Below are 17423 nucleotides of genomic sequence, written 5' to 3'. Positions count from 1 at the left end.
GAGCCATAGGCTGAGCCGCCTCCGCCTCGACCCATTAGGAGCCGCCGTGACGTCCCAGCGCTGGCACGCCGGACGTGCGTCGCGCCGTACGAGCCGCCTGAGCCACTGCTCATCGATGCTGGTCATCGTCGCCGCCCTTGCGGGTTGTTCGGCGGACTCCCAGCCGGACGGTGTCACACGGAGCAGGATCTCCGACCCAGCGGGTGATGTGGTGGTGAGCGGACTAGGCAAAGACCGGGAAATCGTCTCCGCCGCTCCCGGCAACACGATCACGGACATCGTGAGTACGACGGTCGATCACGGTTCCGACGTGGTCACCATCCACGTCGCCTTCAAAGACTTGCGCCCACGTCAGTACCTGGACCTGACTGCTTACGTGACGACGGACAGCACCGGCTCCCGCCTTCCCACGCAGGCGACCGCCCTGACATATCTCGGTGACAGCAGCATCGACGTCTACGGCGCCGGCGGGTCGCGCTGCTCCGCTGCCACTGTCGACATCGATTACGACGTCGACCCGTTGACCATGTCCGTACCTCGCCAGTGCCTGGGCCAGCCCCGCTGGATCGAGGCCGAGGTGCGCGCCGCAACCATGCGCTACGGCGAAGCGACCATTGGCCCGCGCGGGGATGCGGTGTGGGAGGACCACGCCTATCGGACCGGTCAAGAGCCAGCTGGTGGTGAAACCCACGCCAGGCTCCACCACCCGTAGCTCGAGGGACGCGCGCCTCAAGTCCGTCTATCGAGATCCAAGACGCTCTGGTGCGCCGTCAGGCGGCGGTAGGACGCACTAGTCGCAGCGAATCCGGACGTTCCGAAGTGCCCGTCAGCACGAGTTGTTGTTGCGGGGGGCTAACGCTGCTTGCCAGCCAAGAAGAGGCCAACCGACTTGTCGATGCGCCGCTGCCGAGTTTCTGGAGCCTTCGCCGCGTTGATGTTGTCCACGTGGTACCTCTGCACACTGTTCGAGAGCCCGTCGAAGAACTGTCGGGCCGGTTCCTGCTGCTCCATTGCAGCAGCGAAGTCTGAAGGCACCTCGACCTCCCGTGGAGTATCCGCGACTTGCAGCGTCACCGAGATCGGGTCTCCACCCTTCAGCCCGGTCGCAGCGCGCACAGCAGCGCTGAGGCTGATGACGTATCGACCGCCCATCACCGCGACCGTACTGCGGTACTCGTAGTCATTCACGGTCACGAGGACGGGAGGACGCTTACCACGCCCGAGTCGCTCGACGACGTCGTCCGGCACCACGATGCCGGTGTTGTTGCCACTCGCGCTCAGCGTGGTCTCGAAGGCCACAACTTCAGGTTCGGCTGGCGTCATCAGTCTCCAAGGCGTTCGGTGCGGCATCGGAGACTGTATCCAAAACGCACTGTCATGGGGATTGGGATGTCCCCGACAGGCGGCGAAGAGACTCACCTGCGGAGGCGACCGACGCAGGCTCCTCGTCGAAGGGCAGCAGGGCAAGGCAGAGACCACGGCCGGCAACCGCGAAGTCGTTGGCGGACACCGCGGAGCGAGGTCGGGTAGATGGAAGGAGGTGGCATACACCTGCCGAGCCGTGCTACTAGAACAGCACACCTTGTCGAGTCACCCGGGGGAGCCGTGCCTAATCTTGGATTTCGTATGAATCGGCCCGTCGCCGCCGTCCTAACGGCTTCGATGTGCGGCGCGCTCGTCCTAACGGTCTCAGCACCGTCGTCCGTGGCAGTCGGCGATTCGCGTTCGTTGGTCACGACGCGCATCTCGAAGGCCGCGGCCTTTGACGCTCCCGCAGGAGGCAGGGGTGGCATCTCGAACCCGGTGGTGTGGTGCTCGGACTACAGCGAGCCGACTACCACTTGGACGCTCACCAACTTGGATTCCGGATGGACGCGGACCTGGAGCTGGCGAGGAAGCCTGCCGGGCTACTACTTCCCACGAGTACCCGTAGGGGAGTACCTGTCCGAGACCCTCGGGACGTGCCGGGGGGTGGAGAACGCCCGGTCCCAGAGACTTGCCGTCGCTGAAAAGACTGTCGACGGCACGGTGTCTAGAGCGGAATGGCGCCGGATACATCGCGGGATGACCCGCGCCCGAGTGGCCTAGATCGTCGGCAGTGACGGGCGGGACCCCTTCAGGTATGCGGGCAAGGTGCACATCACCTACGACCTGATGGCCTTCTGGCAGTGGTCCGTCATCGAATATCGAGGCGGCCGCGTTGTGGCAAAGTATTGGAACGTCGGTCACGACTGAGGCTGCTCCCGCGGGGTCGTGTTTGAGAGGCCTCAACGGCCGATTACCACGAGCGCGACTTAAGAGCGGAGGTCGTAAGCGGATCTCGCAGCCGACGCCGTCAGGCGGCGGAATGGGTCACCTTTGCGACTGCGCGGAAAGCGGCAGATCCGGACATTCGCCGGTGGAGCCAGTCGCGTGTCCACGTCGCCGAACTGTCGTGATGGGGCGGCAGACTGACCGGGTGAGGTTCCTCGTGTTCTGTGTCGTCATCGCCGCTGCGACGGGGTTGCTCGGCGAGCGGTACCTAGTCGTCGGCGGACTGTGCTGCGCAGATCCGCGTGGTAGGCGTCGTGTACACGTCATACGGAATGACGAGCCGGGAGGCCGCTCGCCACGTATAAGCGGACGAGGCAGAGTGTCATGACGTCGGAGCCGATGCCCAGGGCTCGGTGTTCGCAGACACCCCGCACCAGGTACACACATGGACGTTCAAGGGCTTCTCGCCAGACGAGGTACTCGGTGTCAGGTACGGCAAGAACGGCTTCGGAGTCTCCGTGGCCGACACTGGTGGCACCCGACGACCGAGGGCGCATCTACACAGACCTCTCCGGCGACCAGTTCTGACGCACGGATCTCGGCAGGTTCGTGCGCTCATCGCGGCATGAGCGGTCGCCTCGGAGGTGCTCGGACTGGCCGGCGGCTACGGTCAGTTAGGGAGTACCAGCACGGCAACCATCACGAGCCCAAGAACACCCAGCACCAAGGCGCCGCCCGTGCGTGGACGAGCGTATGCGTGAACCTGTGGCGGACCCCGCCGCGACTCAGAAGTGATCGCGGATGTGGATCGGCCGCGGCGCAAGCACCCGGTCGAGGGCCTCGTCGTTCTCCATGCCGCCAGAGAGGTGCCCGGCCATCCGGAGGTTGGCGCAGGTCTGGGCGCCGGCCCAGGCCAGTGCGAGCCCGCCGGGTGTCAGGACGGGACCGTCGGCGATCGCGGCCGGCGTGCAGGTGGCCTTTCCCCGCTCGATCACCAGGCGCCAGGCCCCGTTGGTCGTCCCGAGGTGATCCCCGGAGACGGAGAACGTGACGTCGCCGTCCACCGGCCAGTCGCGGCCGGCGAACGCGCCGGGCAAGTCGTGCACGCGCAGCATGTACGGCTCGCGCTCCACGGCCTTCCAGTGCGAAGACGGGAGCGACAGCCGGGCCACGTCGTGGCCCGACGTACGCAGCCGCACCTGGCCGACCACGCTGCCGAACGAACCGAGGACGTGCCACAGGGCGCCGTAGGCGTCGCCGCTCAGTGCGAGCAGATCGACGACCTCAAGGGTCGCGGAGTCGCCGGTCTCCTGGCCGCGGTCCCAGCTCGCGAAGCCGATCACCTCGCCCGCGTCGTCGACCGCGAGCGTGACTCCGGTGAACGCGTCGATGAAGGCCTTGGCGTCGGCCGGGAACGACGGGCCGCGGCGCGTGAGCGGGCCGTTCTGCGCGGCCGCCCAAGCGTCGTACACCTCGCAGAGCGCGTCGAAGTCGGCGGGCGTCGCCCGGCGGGTGCGCACGCCGGACGGGGCAGTGATACGGGCCAGCGTTGCTGCGGGGACCTCGACCGTGTCGTAGGACGAGATCACCTCGTAGCCGAACTTGCGGTAGATCCCGGGAGCGGTGCAGAACAGCGTCGACACTGCTTCCCCGCGCTCCCGGAGGCCGTCGTCGAGGGCTGCCCGGAACAGTTCGTCGAGCATCTTCTCGCCCCGCCGCTCGGCGGTCACCACGACGCCTGCGATGCCTCCGGTGGGTACGGCGCTGCCGCCGAACCACGAGTGGTACTCACGGGTTGCCAGCCGCGCCACGAGGTGGTCGTCGTCGAACGTGCCGTACGCGTGGTACCCGGGCCGCGGGGGATCGTCGGCGCTCGGCGGCGTGGTGCCCGGCGGTAGGTCGCCGAACGCTTCGCGGATGAGCGCCATCGACTGGTCGAAGTCGTCCCGGGCGAGCGGTCGGGTGGTCAGGGGCATGGCCGCAGCCTAGGAGGCGTCGCGGTTGTTCGCGCGGCAGTCACGTCGGGGGCCTCCCTTGCTTCCCATTCGACGTCCGCTCATCGGCATGTCCGGATGCTTGAGGTACGCCGTCCGGCGGCGGAATGATGCATGCTTACGAGCCCATCGAAGCTGCCTCACCGCCGTTTGCCTAGGCTGGGCAGCCCACCGGACACCGTGCGAACGCTCTTTTTTCCCCGCGCCCTCCAAGCCTTGGCCACCTTCACACTGCTTCCGGGACACTTGCCGGTACGAGAGTCATTGCGGTGAGTTCTTACGAGTCCGTTCGTTGTGATTGAGAACTCCCGCCCGCAAACTGGGCACTTCGCAAATCTGGTCGTGCCAACCGTTCGAACGCGAGCTACATCCGGGATCCGGGTCTCGCCTCTCGCCTTCGCCTTCCGGGCTCCTTGCGTCCCCTTGTTGACGTTGACACGCTCGCTCTTCCTAGTCGATGTCGCGAGCCGACGGCGCACTCCAGCGAGCAGTTCTCTTGCTCGTTTGAGGTCTCCGCCGTCAACGGCCTGCTGGATGGCGCGGCGCTCCGCCTCAGTGGCGCCACGGGCTTCCTGCTTCACCCGTACATATTGACAGTGCGCCGGGGCATAGCCGACTTGGTCGCTAGGGTGTGATGAGCCTGCCCGCGCATACGCAATGTTCACCGGAGTAACAGGCTGCCCTCGTTGCCACACGACTAGGCGGCGGAGTGACTGCACGCGGTGTTGCTGACCCGCTGCGAGCTAAGCCTGGGAAGCCAGCGCAAGGATGGCGGTCAACTCGGGCACGCGCTCGCGCAGATCAATCAGCTCCACTTCTGAGCCGAAGCTCGACGTGAACTCGCTGATCGGAATAGTCAGCGAGCCGAACTGCTGAGTGAACCGCTTTCGAAGGAAGGCGGACGAACGGTTCAAACCCCAGTCGGCACTTGATCTGGTGGTACGTAGGAAGTGAATCGGCTGCTGGCCTACCACGAACAGCTGTCGCTGCCTGCCCGAGTCGTCCAGCGCCAGATGCACCAGATCGGCGAACACTCCGCGCCTCCGCATCGCATCGGCGCCCTTCCGAATGGACACCTTGAACTCGGCCACGCGCCGATCAGTCTCGAGGTCGAACGGTCGGGTGGGATCGTTGCCAGCTGCGAGCGAGGGCCGATTGGAAATCACCTCGCCGGGCTGAGGAGGTGGCGCAGAGACTGGGCGATCACGCATGCGTGAATGACGTCGTTAAGGCGTCCGATCGTGTTGCGAACCTGCACTGCGGCTGCGGCCACTTCGATTGTCAGACCGATCGACCCCACTCGCTCGTCGAGCTTCGAGAGATCGGCTCCTAGAAGGAGGTGCTCAGCTTCAGAGACGCGCTGGGTCAGATCACCGGCGCCGAGAAAGTGAACCAGTCGGCCGATCGCGGCTGCCAAGTCGTCGTCGTGTGTTTCGGGCATCCTCATATTGTGCGTCCAAGCCGTCTTGACCGTCGGATAGACAGCGTGCGCTCCGACCGGCACGCGGCGGAAAGACGCAGGTCCACGTGTCGTCCACGTAGGGATCGCCACGCTGAGCGTGCCGCAGCCGCATCCATGTCGGAAGGTTGAGGCCGTTCAGGTGGAACCTCGCAACACTTCAAGCCACGCGGGCGCCCTTGGCCGCACGTCTTCCGCGTCCGCGTTGTGGACGACTTTTCAGTGCGTCGGTGGGCGGACCGGTTGAATCACCGAGTGAACTCAATTGACGCGGACGTCCTGGTCGGGACCTGTTACTCGACGCGCTTCGAGGCCTCTACCTGGAGCAACCGGGTCTTGTCGGCTTTGGCGACGGAGAAACGCTAAGCACGCGAGCCTTGCGGGCCAACGAGCGGGCTGTCGCTGCCCGACTTGCCGTGCATGTCGACCGAGTACGGCGGACCCGTCAGTCGACGCTCACCGTGGACATCGAGTACTCCCGCGTGCTCATGGGGGTGGCTGAAAAGATGGGGCCGTCAGGTCAGATCTTTCCCGACTTGATCGTCCACCATCGCGGCGAAACGGACCGGAACCTCCTAGCTGTCGAACTCAAGCCTGGCGTACCTCGAAACCCGACTTTGGTCGATAAGGGTGACGCCCTAAAAATGCGGCACCTCACGAATCCGGGCTGGATGCTTGGCCAGTCCGCGTATGCCCACGGTGTCTGCTTACAACTGGCGCACGATTGCGGACCCCTGCACTGGTACGAACGCGGGCAGCTCATCGAGCGTGAAGACTGGACGCCACCGGTCCTATGAGTTCATGGCCGTCGTTGACAGTGGCGGCGTCGCGGCAGTTGATCTCTGCGAGAACCGCTGCGAATCGCTGGCGTCTCGTTGCTACGACAGTTCGTACGGTGTGGCGTCGGCGCAACGTTCGGTCTCGGCGGCCGGGCAGGTGCGAGTGACCGGCTCGCGCCGGAGTGTCGCAGTCGAATGTTGCTGCGCTCGCGCACCGTTGGGATCGTTTGCGGTGATCGTGTTGCACCTTTTCGCCGTCGCGCGAGGACGCGTGCCCGCCGTTGCTTCGATTGGGCGGCGCTCGTTTTTGGACTCCGGTTGGCCCAGTGGAGGCAGGCGCTCAAAATGAGCCATGCCAGATGAAGCCACCAACAGCATCGCGCCAGTAGCGGGATGGGTTCAGGTCGTTGCGGCCGCCGTTGGTGGCTGCGTAGCAGGGGCTGCCACCTTTGGCGGAGACCTCCTCACGCCCATGGGAAACGCCATTGTCACCGCCTTGGCGACGGCACTTGGTGCGCTGGTCGTTCACCTCTTTCGATATCCGCGAACCCCAGCCGTGATTGGTGTGCTCGCCTGCGTGCTCGGCGCCGGCGTGGCGATCAATTACACCCAGGAGGAGCCCCCGCCAGGCGTAGCCGCCTTCACCGGAGGGTGTGAACCGTTCACGGTCTTCGCACAAGACCGCTGGCGGCCGCGTGGCGCAGCCGTACGTGAGGCGCCGCTCCCGAAGTCGCCGAAGATCGCCGCCTTCTCCGGTAACGCACTCGTGACTGTGGACGGTTGGGTGAGAACTCAACCCCCGTACCCCCACAATCCCGAGCCGTTTGACAACGAGTACTGGTTCCATCTGGCAGACGACTCAGGATGGGTGGCCTTCGCCGGGGTTAGAGCCGACTCGACGCCTTTCGATCCCACAGGGCTGGACCAGAACGGCGGGCGCCCAGCACCGCTGGATTCGGAGTGCAGTGGTGTGGTCCGGTACCGCAACCACGAAGAGAGTTGAGCCGTGAAGCACGACGACGGACTCGGCATGAGCGGACACGTCAAGTCGCGCCGGCAGGCGGCGCTATGACGCGGGCCGCCAACTCAGCAGCGTTGTCTCCGGGCGTAGCTAGGGTCGAAGGGTCCAGCCAGCCAATACGGGAGAACGCGTGAACGCACAGACCCCCGAAGGTGTCGTCCTGTCGATTCTCCGAGAGTCCTTACGTGCGGTCTTGTCCACCTTGGACGGAGCGGCTGACGGAACGATCTTGCCTGAACAAGTGTCGGCCCACCTCATGCAATGGGATACGACGTTCGACCAGTACCGCCACCGCTTGCCAGCGGGGGCGCAGCACTTGGGCCGGTCCGTACGAGCGGCCGTCGGCGAAGCGCTTGGTGGTGTTGCCTTGTCGAGCCTCGACAATCGAATGGTCGGCTACGAACTTGCTCAGCACGACGAACAATGGAATGAGACCGCACGCCGCTACCTGCTGGACTGCCTGAAGTGGATGGACGCGTGGGTTGCGCGCTCGCGGCTTCCGTTCCGCCAGCCGAAGATCCTTGCCTTCGACCCCTGGCTAGACGCTAGGGGTTTCTGAAAGGAAGCACTCGTACCGCCTCGAGGATTGCCGGCACGCGGCCGAAGGGCGCGCAGGGTCGCCGCTCGCCGGCTTCTAGTGCCCGACGGTGAATCGACTGCACACTGACGCATGACTTCCTTCGACGACGTGCGGGACCGCATTCGACGCTGCGCGGGGCAGACGTTCTCGACTGCCACTGGTCTTCCATTCACTTACCGCGTCGCGGGTGAATTCCTACGGGTCCAGCGGGAAGGCCGCGAGATCAACAGGTCGTTGTCGCGCACCAACTTCGAGAAGGCAGCTGTCGAGATGCCCGCGGGAAGGCCCAGCGACATCAAGGGGCGGCAAGGTTCCGCCTACACCTGGGCGATCTTGATGGACCAGCGCATCCGTCAGCGCGATTGGTAGAGGTCCTTTCCCTTTCGAGGCTCCTTCTCGTTACACCCCTGCAACGTAGGCGGTGAGGAAGTGGACGCCGTGGCGGTCGAGGTTCCCGCGGGCGCGGTCGTAGTGCTCGGTCGTGCGTGGGTCGGAATGCCGGGCAAGGATCTGTGCATCACGTAGCGGCACGCCGGCGTCGAGGGCGTTGGTGATGGCCGCGTGGCGGAGCGAGTGTGGGCTGATGTGGCGTGGGATGGCTGCGGCTTTCGCGATGCGGGCGACCATCCGGTAGGCATCCCGGCGATCGATGGGGTTCCCGGACACCGGGCGCAGGATGAGTCGGCCCTCGGTCCGCTCGCCTCGGCAGGCTTCGAGGACCCGCAGCACGGGGACGGTGATCGGCATGGTGGCGGGCTTGTCGCCTTTCCCGACGAGGTGGATCACTCGGTGTCCTCGAAGGGTTTCGGAGTAGTCCTCGATCCGGACCCCAGCGGCCTCGGATGCCCGCAGAGCGTTAATGCCGAGGAGGAACGCGAGTGCCCCGTGGTGGACGGTAAGCGTCTGCGTGAATTGGAGGAACCGGATGAGCTCGAGGCGATCCAGGCCTTGGGTGCGGGTCTCGTCGCGGTGCACCTTCGGCAGGCGTGCGTAGACGGCTGGGTCCGACGCGATGATTCCGTCGATGTGGGCATACCTGAAGTACCCGCGGACGGCGTGCATCGAGGTCACGACTGAGGACGCCATCAGTCCGGCTTGTCCGAGGTGGCGGATGTAGAGCTCGATGTGGGCGCGTTGGATCCCGATGAGCGGGTCGAGGGTGTTGGTCTCGCACCAGGAGAACCAGCGCCGTAGTTGGGGGGAGTACAGCGTGTGGGTGTGCCCGGAGTAGCGAGCAAGGTAAGACACCGCAGCGAGCTGGGCTGGTGTCATGGCATCGGGCTGGAACGGCAGGAGGGTGTTCATCGGTGTCACCTGGCGGAATCGGCCAAGCCTCACCTTGTGCGCCGAACATGGACGAGGCACTTGCCCGACGCTAAGACCGCAGGGCTTACAGGGGATCGCTGTCACCTTCGTCAATGCCCGAGTCAGGCCTGCGATCAACGGTTACGGTCCAGGCGTGGACGACACAACGGCGCCAGCCGAGAGGCAGATGCGTCTGCGGTATGCCGGCACGTGCCGGATCTGCGACGCCGCGCTGCCGGCGAAAATTGAAGCCGTCTACGAGCGCGAGACCAAGACCGTCCGCTGCCTGACCCACGATCGCGATGTGCCTAAGCCGGATCCCGCGATTGAGATTGGTGAGGCTGGGAGTTCCGCGCGGCGGGAGTTCGAACGCCGCAAGGCTGGGCGAGAGAAACGGATCCGCGACAAGCATCCGAAGCTCGGCGGTCTCATCTTGGCCCTCAGCGACGATCCGCAGTCCACCACAGCGTGGGACACCGGAGCCATCGGCGAAGAACGCCTCGGAGGCCGTCTGAACTCGATGCAGTCCGAGACGTGCCGGATCCTCCACGACCGACGCATTCCCGGTAGTCGAGCGAACATCGACCACCTCGCAGTCACCACTACGGGCGTCTATGTCATCGACGCGAAGCGGTACAGCGGACGCCCACAGCTTCGGGTCGAGGGCGGGCTCCTGCGCCCACGTGTGGAACGGCTGATCGTCGGCCGTCGGGACTGCACCAAGCTGGTCGATGGACTCCTCAAGCAGGTCGAAGTCGTCCGCACCGTCGTCGGTGACCAGGTGCCTGTGCACGGCGTCCTGTGCTTCGTCGACGCCGACTGGCCACTGATCGGCGGCGCATTCACCACACGCGACGTGCAAGTGCTCTGGCCCAAACGACTCCAATCGACCCTCACGTCACTCGGGACGCTCGACGCTCACGCGATCGAACACGTGCACCGCGAGCTCGCAAGAGCCCTACCGTCGGCCTGACGGTCAGGCTGGCACGCGGCGGTAAGACGCAACCTCTGGCCATCGCGTGCGGCTTCGCTAGGCACCTGGGTCGCAGGCGTAATGCTGGGGGTCAGGTGCCCATCTGCCGACGTCAGCGCGTGGGCGAGGTCCGCACGACATGGATCTCGCGCCCGTTGCGCGGCATCCACGTGATCGCCCCATGTCCCTCAGCTCCAAGGTCGGCGGCGTAGGACCCGAGCGGACTGCTGGTTCGCGTCACTTTCACCGGGCTCGACCACCCTTGTCCGTGGGGCTTATACCGCGCCCACAGCTCGGGAACCTGACCTTTGTTCGCCCAGATCACGAGCGCGTCACCGCGTCGGTTCACCGCGAGCTGCGCGTCGGGGTCGACCGAGTATGGCCTCTCGACTCCTGCTGCGAGGACACACGGCCTACGCCATACGCCGTTGGGGCGGCTCCGCCTGACCATGAGGTCCGGGCCGACCCACCACGCCAGCAGCACCCGGCCCTTGGCATCCATGTCGAGGGAGCGCCCAACGACTGCATCGGTGAGCGCCGGTTGTCGGACGGGTGGCTGCCAACGGCCCGACGGGGTCATTCGGAGGGTGAACTGCGAACCTCGCGGTGAGTCCGAGCCGTAGAAGATTCTGCTACGTAGGACTACCGCGGAGCCGTTGGCGCCGACAGTCAGGTCGCCCCCTAGATCCCCTCCGGCGAGGCGCCTTGGGACTTCCCAACCTCCGGTCGGCGTGCGGCGAGCGGCGTACGTCCGTGTGCGCTTGTTGTTTCCGCGAGCGAGCAGCAGCAGGACGCGTCCCGCGTCATCTATACCGACCTCTCCCGATGATGCGTCCTTCGCCACGAGTTCTGTCTGGGTCCAATCGGCTCCCGCGGCCTCGCGGTAGGAGGCGTACACGTTAAGCCGCGGACCATCGGACTGCCCCCACGTCACGACCGCGGCACCTGAGGAGTTGACCGCAAGCCGAGCGTTCCAGACGTGTCCCGTTCCGACGACCGTCGGGGAGCTCGACCACCCGCCGGCTTGGTTCCTGTCGGCGAGCACGACGTCGAAGTACTCGTTGAATGGGCTGGGGCCGCCGCTGGGCCCGCGTTCATCCGAGAGCCACATCAATGTCTGCACGCCGGTGGCGTCCATGCCTAGAGCCTCGTCCTTGCCGAAGGCGTCGAACAGCTCGCGGTGCTGCGGGTCAGGAGGCCCAGCAGGTGATTGTGGGTCTCCTGGTGCCGCTGGGTCGTCCAGTGTGCGCACTTCCCCGGAGTCCACGGACGCTGTCCATGCGATGGTCGCCGTACCGGTCAGCCCGACTGCTACATCAGCGAGATCTCCGCGCGCGCGCAGTCGGCGGGTCTTGATCGAAGTCACAGCCCATGAGCGCAGCGACTCGGTCGGACACGACTCCGAGTCAGTGTCTTCTTCCTCCCGGACGTCGATAGTCCTAGTCGCCGTCGGTGTCGCCGCGGCATCGGCCGGTCGCGCACCCGACGAGTCGGACGACCCTTTTGTCGTGCAGGCCACTTGAAGCAACACCAAGCAGCAAAGAGCACCGACTCGACGGCGACCCTTCCGCGCCTTCCGCGCTTCCATCCCGGACCCCCTCGGGGCCCGCAAGACCGACATCAGCGCATACCGCTCCATAGGTTCACCGTGCCAGCCCAGGGCTCAGCACTCCATGGCTTGGAGTCCCGGATGGCCGGGACATCTCGGCAATGTTGTAGCGCACTGGCGGCGGAAAGACGCAATCATCGCGGCAGATGAGTGCGTCGGGACGCGTACCTCGCGATACTGACGCGCATGACTGACCTGGGTGCTCGCTTTGTCGACTCGGGCGGTGAGCCGGTCGAGCTCGATGGACAACTCGTGCACATGTCGTACGTCTTCGGGTCCCTCCCTGCCGGAGTGCTGGAGCTACGGATGACCGCGCAGGGGAGCCAGGAGCAGGGCGTCGGCCTTAGTGCGGACGGCGGTTGGATCACCGTGAACGGGGAGAAGTTCAAGGAGGGCGTCTTGTGGACAGCCACCGCTCCCGACACGGTTGAAGTCAAGACCCAGCCACAGCGGGGCAGCGACTCCCTGACGGTGCGGGTGTGGAATGTCTGGAAGCACCCGAAGTGGGGCTCAACGATGGCGGGGGTCGCGAATGCTGGACTCCTCGTTGAGTTACTGAGCGCCGATGCGGTGAAGCTCCATGCCAGCGCAGGGCCGGGTGGTCCGACGTTCGATGACCTCGTCATCGAGGCGTCGTTCCGACCGGACGATGGATGAACCTCACGCGTGGGTAGGCGACGATGCCTGACTAAGGACAACCGCTCGTCGGCATGAGCGGATGTTCGAGCTAGGCGGACAGGCGGCGGAATGGCAAGCGCGGATCCGAGGTGAACTCGGCTTGCCACGATTCCGCCCCGCGGAGCACCGCCCGCCATCTCGAGTGCTTCGCCCCTGTGGCCTACCGGGACTGAGGGCCGGAGAATGTAGAAGTGGATTTGTCGGCGGTGAAGTACGTGATCACCTCGCCACTGTCTCTCGCGCGGGTGCTGTGGTGGTACGGCGAAGACCAGATGTGGACCGCGGCGCTTGAGTTGGCGCCGGCCGCGGTCGCTGACCTTGCCCCGAGATTCGCGGAGCTCCGCGCTGCGCCCGAGAGAGTTGGGTCGTGCTGGCCGGGAGCGCCCCCCGCGGACGCGTATCTGGTCTTGGGCATCATCGAGCACTTCGAAGGGCACCTACGACCAGCAACGCGACGACACCGACGCGGCGGACCGATGCCCGACGTACTCGACATCAGCGAAGACGAGCGTTGGCGTGACCCTGCCCTGGCCGAGATTTGCCGACTCGTCCGGCAACGAACCGGCGTATCGGCGAACGAACCGCACCCATGGCAACTGACCAGACTTCATGGACGATATGCCGCTGGGTGAAGCGTCGCCGTCCGGCCGGCATCCGAGGGTGCTTCGAGCAGACACCAGCGAGCCACACAGCCAGCCGTCGCCACGTGGGCGAGATGATGTAACCACCGATCGTCTCAGGTCGAGAGAGTGCGAGATGCGGTAAACGGCATCGCGCCCTATCGGTCCCCTGAACGCGGCGGAATGACGCGCCACAGCAGCGCCTGAAACGGATGGAACTACGTCGGCGGGCGGCGGCGCTGTATCTCGCTAGACCAGCAAACTGTGGAGTGCCTGGGTCGGGGAGTGTTCAGGCGCAGCGAGCGTGCTCGAGCCTCAAGCAGGCTTCCGTCTCACCTCGCACGGCGAGCCGCAGAAGGCTCATCAAGCCTGGGGATGATCTGACCTGGTATCGCGTCGACAGTTGGGACATGAGCGACTGCGACGATCAACTAGCGAAGATCCTTGCACGCCTCGATTCGTCCAACAGGAAGTCCGAAAAGGGGACTCGATGGGCCGTCGTCGCCGCGTTCATCGCTGCGTTGGGCTCACTTATTGCTGCCGTGGGCTCGTTCTTCGGCAGCTGGATGGTTGCTAAAGCGACCCTCGAGTCGACTGACAAAGACAACGTGAGCGAGCAAGCTGCATTCGTCGCCACACAACGGCGGGACTCCTATGCGACGCTCGGACACACGGTGCGCGAGCACATCCGAAGCCTGCAGCTAGCACGAGACTCACTGGAACGAAATGAGCTCCCCGATCCGCCAGTGAGCATTCGCAACGGCGAGGCGTACCGGGAAACCCGCGAGGTAGCGGTCGACACGGAGCTTGTTGGCGACGATACGGCCGGCCAAATGGCTCGATGCATAGTCGCGGGTTTCGATCACATAGGTCTTGACCTGAGGCGGATCGAGGATGAGGTCCGTAAGGGTGCCGCTTCCGCCAGCATGCTCGATGATGCGAAAACATCATTAAGGGAACTGCAGCAGTACGAGTCGACCTTCATCGAGTACGGAGCCGAGCACCTCTTCCCAGACTCGGCCACGAATCGCCCGCGCGCGGGCGGGACAGATCCGGCTTGCTCCTGGGAACTGCGGGACTTCCGCGAGCCGTGACTGCCGATTCACCATCCTGCTAGGCGAGCCGACGACCTTTACACCGGACCTGCGGCGCGGGCCGAAGTCGAGCCGCCGCGAGTTCCTCCGTTCCCTGAAGGACTTCGACTCAACCGATGGCCGGAGGTACAGGTGCGCGCTGTCTGCGGGTGGAATCCGCCGGTGTCACAGGTCGGCACCGAGGAGGCAAACACTGAACTCAAAGCCGAAAGAGAGTCCGTCGCGATGCAGACGGACCCGCGCCAGCGTCAATCGACGGTCATGCGATCGTCCCGCTTGAGCAGGGACGCGCCAATGACACACCTATGTGGACTAATGCACGCTGATGAAGCGGGAAGTGTCTAGGTCCGGGGCGTCGACTGTCCACATGTCCGTGCCTCCAACGGGGCTAGGTACAGTCGCACAAACAAATCCGGTCAGGGTTTGCCCCTGGCTGAGCGTCTGATCGTCGATGTAGGCATCGCCCGTTCCGCACCACGAGTCTCCGCTGAACTGGTCGTAGGTCTCTGACCTTCGGTGGTACTCGAAGTCCAACCAGCTCACGCTGCCTGATCCTGACCCGATGCGCGTGATGGTGACCGGGACGCGAGCATAGGTGTATCCATAGCGGCGGTCCTGGTCGTAGACGACCGTCCCGGGGGCGGCAGCGTTTTCAGCCTGCATCTCGGGTAGAGCATCGATGTCAGTCAGGCCGAACTCGTAACGCCATGGGCCGAAGTCGAAGGACGTACCGACTTCGTAAGGATGTTTCGTAGTGCCGAAGTTCTTTACGCACTTCGCGTAATGACCTTTCCGCATGTATTCGGCTTTCTCGGCCCACCGCTTGTACCTGCGGCGCTCAGTGAACTTGTACTCAGGCAGCGTTGCCCACCCGTCGTCCAGCTGCGTCCCGGGGATGGTCCAGTCGCCTCGTTCGGTGATGACATCGGCGAGCAAGTGGCCTTGGCGATCGCGCTTCGGGGCGCGTCGGTCAGCGTCGAGCCACACGACCCGGCCGGGCTTTATCCACTTCTTCAGGTCGCGCTTGGAGCCGTTCCGCATGCATGAATTCCCGCGTACCTCGGCGCCTAGCAGCCGCACCTTGAAGGCAGGTTTGGGTCCTCGTCGCAATAGCAAGAGGTCGCCCTGCAGGACCTTCACAACCTTGATTGTTCGAGGCTTCGAAGGGGTCTGTGCCGGCTCGCCGCCTCCGCCTCCGCCGCCTCCGCCGCCGGGGTTCGGGTCCGAGCCGTAGTAGTACGGCCCGGGGTTGGATTCGCATACCACGCCATCGTCATCGGCATCGAGCCCGTGCGGATCAGCACTAGGGTTGTTGTTCAGGAAGAACAACTGCGCCGCCTGTTGCGACCCAAAATCGGCGCAATCCTTGTCAACAGCGTGTGCTGGAGCCTGGACCGATACGACACCTACCGCAGCAGTGAGCACAAAAACAAGAACTCGCATCAGAACCCCCGAAAAGTGAATGCGACGATCGTTTATAGGATCTCTCCGGGGCGGACCTTGTCCACGGGACCGCCACGAAGGCTTGCCGCACGAAGGCCCGACATTCTCTCAAGGGGTCGCCCGGTCAGAGGTCGTGTTCATGGTGCCACCGAACGTCGGCGCAATGTCGCGTCCCGGACGGTACGCGGCGCAATGTCGCGCCGCGGACGGTACGCGGCGCAATGTCGCGCGCCCGGACGGTCCTACCTGGACACCGGCCTCGCGGTGGTTGTCCTTTTGGGACGCAGAACGGTGGAGTCAGGCGTCCTGATAGCTGACAGGGTCTCCATACTGGGGAATCTGCGTAACACTCATCTCGAACTCGCCGCTCGGTCCGGCCTACTCTGCTTCCTGCGCCGGCGGCGGCGCCGGGTGTCGAGCATTGAGCCACAGGCCCATGGATTGCGCAGTTTCTGGGCTCAACTCGAATTCTACGTCGGACCTCGATCCGTCTCCGTGGGTGAGCTCGAGGCTCACTATCTCGGTTCCGCCAAGGTCGCTGAAGTGGCCAGCGGTGGAGCTGAAGCTTGTCAAGAGGGGCGGCAAATCGTTGCCCATCAAGACGTGCGCCGGAGATGCCGCCGCTCCGCTGCTGCCGTGTTGCCAGAGCCAACGGTCCCCGCGTTCCACCGCCTCCGAATGCGCAAGGCAGAGCAGGACCTGTAGCAGCAGCCGATTAGGGGGGCTGACTCGAAGGACTCGGTGAACCGGGTCGGTGCATCGGAGGACGCTGCATTGCGCGATCGGTCCGTCGGCCATATCGAGACGGTACACACGCCCGCCTTCCTGCGCGCGAGCGATTCCGCTGAGCGCGCCATGAGCGGCAAAGACGCAGGGTCGATGGTTCAAGTTCACTGTTGGCCGGGTGGGACTGTCCGCGCTCACAAGCGCGTCCGTCCGAAGGGAACCTCTTGCGCCTCCATCGCGGACGGAGCTCGCCGCGTGAGTCCCTTAGAAGTGGGATTGGCCCCCAGTTGAACTGGGGGCCAATCGACAAAAGCAGATACGTGTTGTGCCTAGCAGGTCATGTGGAGCCAGCGTCTCGGCCTCGGCGGACCACCTTCGTGGAGCGGGAGGCATGCACAGACCAATATGAAGATGTCATCTTATGCTAACCGGGGTCGTAAGGCTTAATCATCTCGATCACTTGTCCTTCTTTGAGGTACTAGCCTTGTAGGAGATCGAGAACTTGCTTCCAAACTTGGTGTTGATATCCGCGTCGCCATGGTGGTCCTTGGTCTTCCGACCCGCTGAAAGAACCATCTTCAGAGCAACGAGGTAAAAAACACCTGCAACGACAATAAGTACCGATGCGGTTTGGAGGAGACCGATCGCCAGGCTGGCGGCGGTCTCCACAGATCCTCCTACAGGCCCTTACGGACCGTCATGTAATTGACCTCCTGGTCATCCGTGTCGGCTTGCGCTTCAAGTGTGACGCTCGCTCCGCGGCGGGACAAGCCTCAGCTTGGATACAGCACGTTCCGACGCAGTCCACTCGGGGCGGGGAGGTGATCGGTAGGCGGACTGTTGACGGACGCCTGCGGGCTGTGACCAGGATGAAGCCGCGGTCGAGTGG

At 64.7% G+C, this 17423-nt stretch carries 16 protein-coding genes; 8 read left to right on the top strand and 8 right to left on the bottom strand.

Going from position 1 to position 17423, the window contains the following annotated elements; all coding sequences use genetic code 11:
• Nucleotides 1-46: 46 nt before the first annotated feature.
• Nucleotides 47-712: a hypothetical protein gene (locus tag J3P32_RS16795; protein WP_210441330.1), complete on the top strand. Its 666-nt coding sequence runs from the start codon at nt 47-49 to the stop codon at nt 710-712.
• 140 nt (nt 713-852) lie between these two features.
• Here J3P32_RS16795 and J3P32_RS16790 read toward each other — a convergent pair whose 3' ends face one another.
• From J3P32_RS16790 to J3P32_RS16775, 4 genes are all read right to left on the bottom strand, one after another.
• A complete protein-coding gene (locus J3P32_RS16790; RefSeq protein WP_307861741.1) occupies nt 853-1299 on the bottom strand; it encodes a YdeI/OmpD-associated family protein in 447 nt (148 codons plus the stop codon).
• A gap of 1739 nt (nt 1300-3038) precedes the next feature.
• Nucleotides 3039-4229: a GNAT family N-acetyltransferase gene (locus tag J3P32_RS16785; RefSeq protein ID WP_210441325.1), complete on the bottom strand. Its 1191-nt coding sequence runs from the start codon at nt 4227-4229 to the stop codon at nt 3039-3041.
• A gap of 761 nt (nt 4230-4990) precedes the next feature.
• A complete protein-coding gene (locus J3P32_RS16780) occupies nt 4991-5338 on the bottom strand; it encodes a hypothetical protein (RefSeq protein ID WP_210441323.1) in 348 nt (115 codons plus the stop codon).
• A 71-nt stretch (nt 5339-5409) separates the two neighbouring features.
• Complete coding sequence (locus J3P32_RS16775; RefSeq protein ID WP_210441321.1) at nt 5410-5688, bottom strand: hypothetical protein; 279 nt, start codon at nt 5686-5688, stop codon at nt 5410-5412.
• 479 nt (nt 5689-6167) lie between these two features.
• Between J3P32_RS16775 and J3P32_RS16770 the strand changes: the two genes are divergently transcribed.
• The 4 genes from J3P32_RS16770 to J3P32_RS16755 all read left to right on the top strand — a co-directional run bounded on the left by J3P32_RS16770 (nt 6168) and on the right by J3P32_RS16755 (nt 8455).
• A complete protein-coding gene (locus J3P32_RS16770; protein ID WP_210441319.1) occupies nt 6168-6503 on the top strand; it encodes a hypothetical protein in 336 nt (111 codons plus the stop codon).
• A 334-nt stretch (nt 6504-6837) separates the two neighbouring features.
• On the top strand, nt 6838-7488 hold the full coding sequence (locus J3P32_RS16765; protein WP_210441317.1) for a hypothetical protein: 651 nt from the start codon (nt 6838-6840) through the stop codon (nt 7486-7488).
• Between the two features lie 148 nt (nt 7489-7636).
• Nucleotides 7637-8065 (top strand): hypothetical protein, encoded by a 429-nt coding sequence (locus tag J3P32_RS16760; RefSeq protein WP_210441315.1) that lies wholly within the window; start codon nt 7637-7639, stop codon nt 8063-8065.
• A 111-nt stretch (nt 8066-8176) separates the two neighbouring features.
• Nucleotides 8177-8455, top strand: a complete 279-nt coding sequence (locus tag J3P32_RS16755; protein WP_210441313.1) for a hypothetical protein — start codon at nt 8177-8179, stop codon at nt 8453-8455.
• 30 nt (nt 8456-8485) lie between these two features.
• Here the strand turns inward: J3P32_RS16755 and J3P32_RS16750 are convergent, their stop codons facing one another.
• Nucleotides 8486-9391 carry a tyrosine-type recombinase/integrase gene (locus J3P32_RS16750; protein WP_210441312.1) on the bottom strand — a complete coding sequence of 302 codons (906 nt, stop codon included), beginning with the start codon at nt 9389-9391 and terminating at the stop codon, nt 8486-8488.
• 154 nt (nt 9392-9545) lie between these two features.
• On the opposite strand from J3P32_RS16750, the gene J3P32_RS16745 reads away from it, so the two are divergent.
• Nucleotides 9546-10364 (top strand): nuclease-related domain-containing protein, encoded by an 819-nt coding sequence (locus tag J3P32_RS16745; protein WP_307861740.1) that lies wholly within the window; start codon nt 9546-9548, stop codon nt 10362-10364.
• A 112-nt stretch (nt 10365-10476) separates the two neighbouring features.
• Here the strand turns inward: J3P32_RS16745 and J3P32_RS16740 are convergent, their stop codons facing one another.
• Nucleotides 10477-11502, bottom strand: coding sequence for a hypothetical protein (locus J3P32_RS16740; protein WP_210441310.1), 1026 nt, complete (start codon nt 11500-11502; stop codon nt 10477-10479).
• A 657-nt stretch (nt 11503-12159) separates the two neighbouring features.
• On the opposite strand from J3P32_RS16740, the gene J3P32_RS16735 reads away from it, so the two are divergent.
• Nucleotides 12160-12630, top strand: coding sequence for a hypothetical protein (locus tag J3P32_RS16735; RefSeq protein WP_210441309.1), 471 nt, complete (start codon nt 12160-12162; stop codon nt 12628-12630).
• Between the two features lie 1051 nt (nt 12631-13681).
• Nucleotides 13682-14365 (top strand): hypothetical protein, encoded by a 684-nt coding sequence (locus tag J3P32_RS16730; protein WP_210441308.1) that lies wholly within the window; start codon nt 13682-13684, stop codon nt 14363-14365.
• 312 nt (nt 14366-14677) lie between these two features.
• Here the strand turns inward: J3P32_RS16730 and J3P32_RS16725 are convergent, their stop codons facing one another.
• Both J3P32_RS16725 and J3P32_RS16720 read right to left on the bottom strand, forming a co-directional pair.
• On the bottom strand, nt 14678-15694 hold the full coding sequence (locus J3P32_RS16725; RefSeq protein ID WP_246851240.1) for a hypothetical protein: 1017 nt from the start codon (nt 15692-15694) through the stop codon (nt 14678-14680).
• 1296 nt (nt 15695-16990) lie between these two features.
• Complete coding sequence (locus J3P32_RS16720) at nt 16991-17203, bottom strand: hypothetical protein (protein WP_210441306.1); 213 nt, start codon at nt 17201-17203, stop codon at nt 16991-16993.
• Nucleotides 17204-17423: the final 220 nt, after the last annotated feature.

Source organism: Nocardioides xinjiangensis (assembly GCF_017916385.1).
GTDB lineage: Bacteria > Actinomycetota > Actinomycetes > Propionibacteriales > Nocardioidaceae > Nocardioides > Nocardioides xinjiangensis.
The sequence above is the reverse complement of the archived record's forward strand: the minus strand, read 5'-3'. Positions and strand labels throughout refer to the sequence as shown.

Bases quoted from the DNA above. Each gene is read 5' to 3' on its own strand.
- J3P32_RS16785 (WP_210441325.1), bottom strand. From the start codon at position 4,229: ATGCCCCTGACCACCCGACCGCTCGCCCGGGACGACTTCGACCAGTCG.
- J3P32_RS16775 (WP_210441321.1), bottom strand. From the start codon at position 5,688: ATGCCCGAAACACACGACGACGACTTGGCAGCCGCGATCGGCCGACTG.
- J3P32_RS16765 (WP_210441317.1), top strand. From the start codon at position 6,838: ATGCCAGATGAAGCCACCAACAGCATCGCGCCAGTAGCGGGATGGGTT.
- J3P32_RS16755 (WP_210441313.1), top strand. From the start codon at position 8,177: ATGACTTCCTTCGACGACGTGCGGGACCGCATTCGACGCTGCGCGGGG.
- J3P32_RS16750 (WP_210441312.1), bottom strand. From the start codon at position 9,391: ATGAACACCCTCCTGCCGTTCCAGCCCGATGCCATGACACCAGCCCAG.
- J3P32_RS16740 (WP_210441310.1), bottom strand. From the start codon at position 11,502: ATGGACGCCACCGGCGTGCAGACATTGATGTGGCTCTCGGATGAACGC.
- J3P32_RS16735 (WP_210441309.1), top strand. From the start codon at position 12,160: ATGACTGACCTGGGTGCTCGCTTTGTCGACTCGGGCGGTGAGCCGGTC.
- J3P32_RS16730 (WP_210441308.1), top strand. From the start codon at position 13,682: ATGAGCGACTGCGACGATCAACTAGCGAAGATCCTTGCACGCCTCGAT.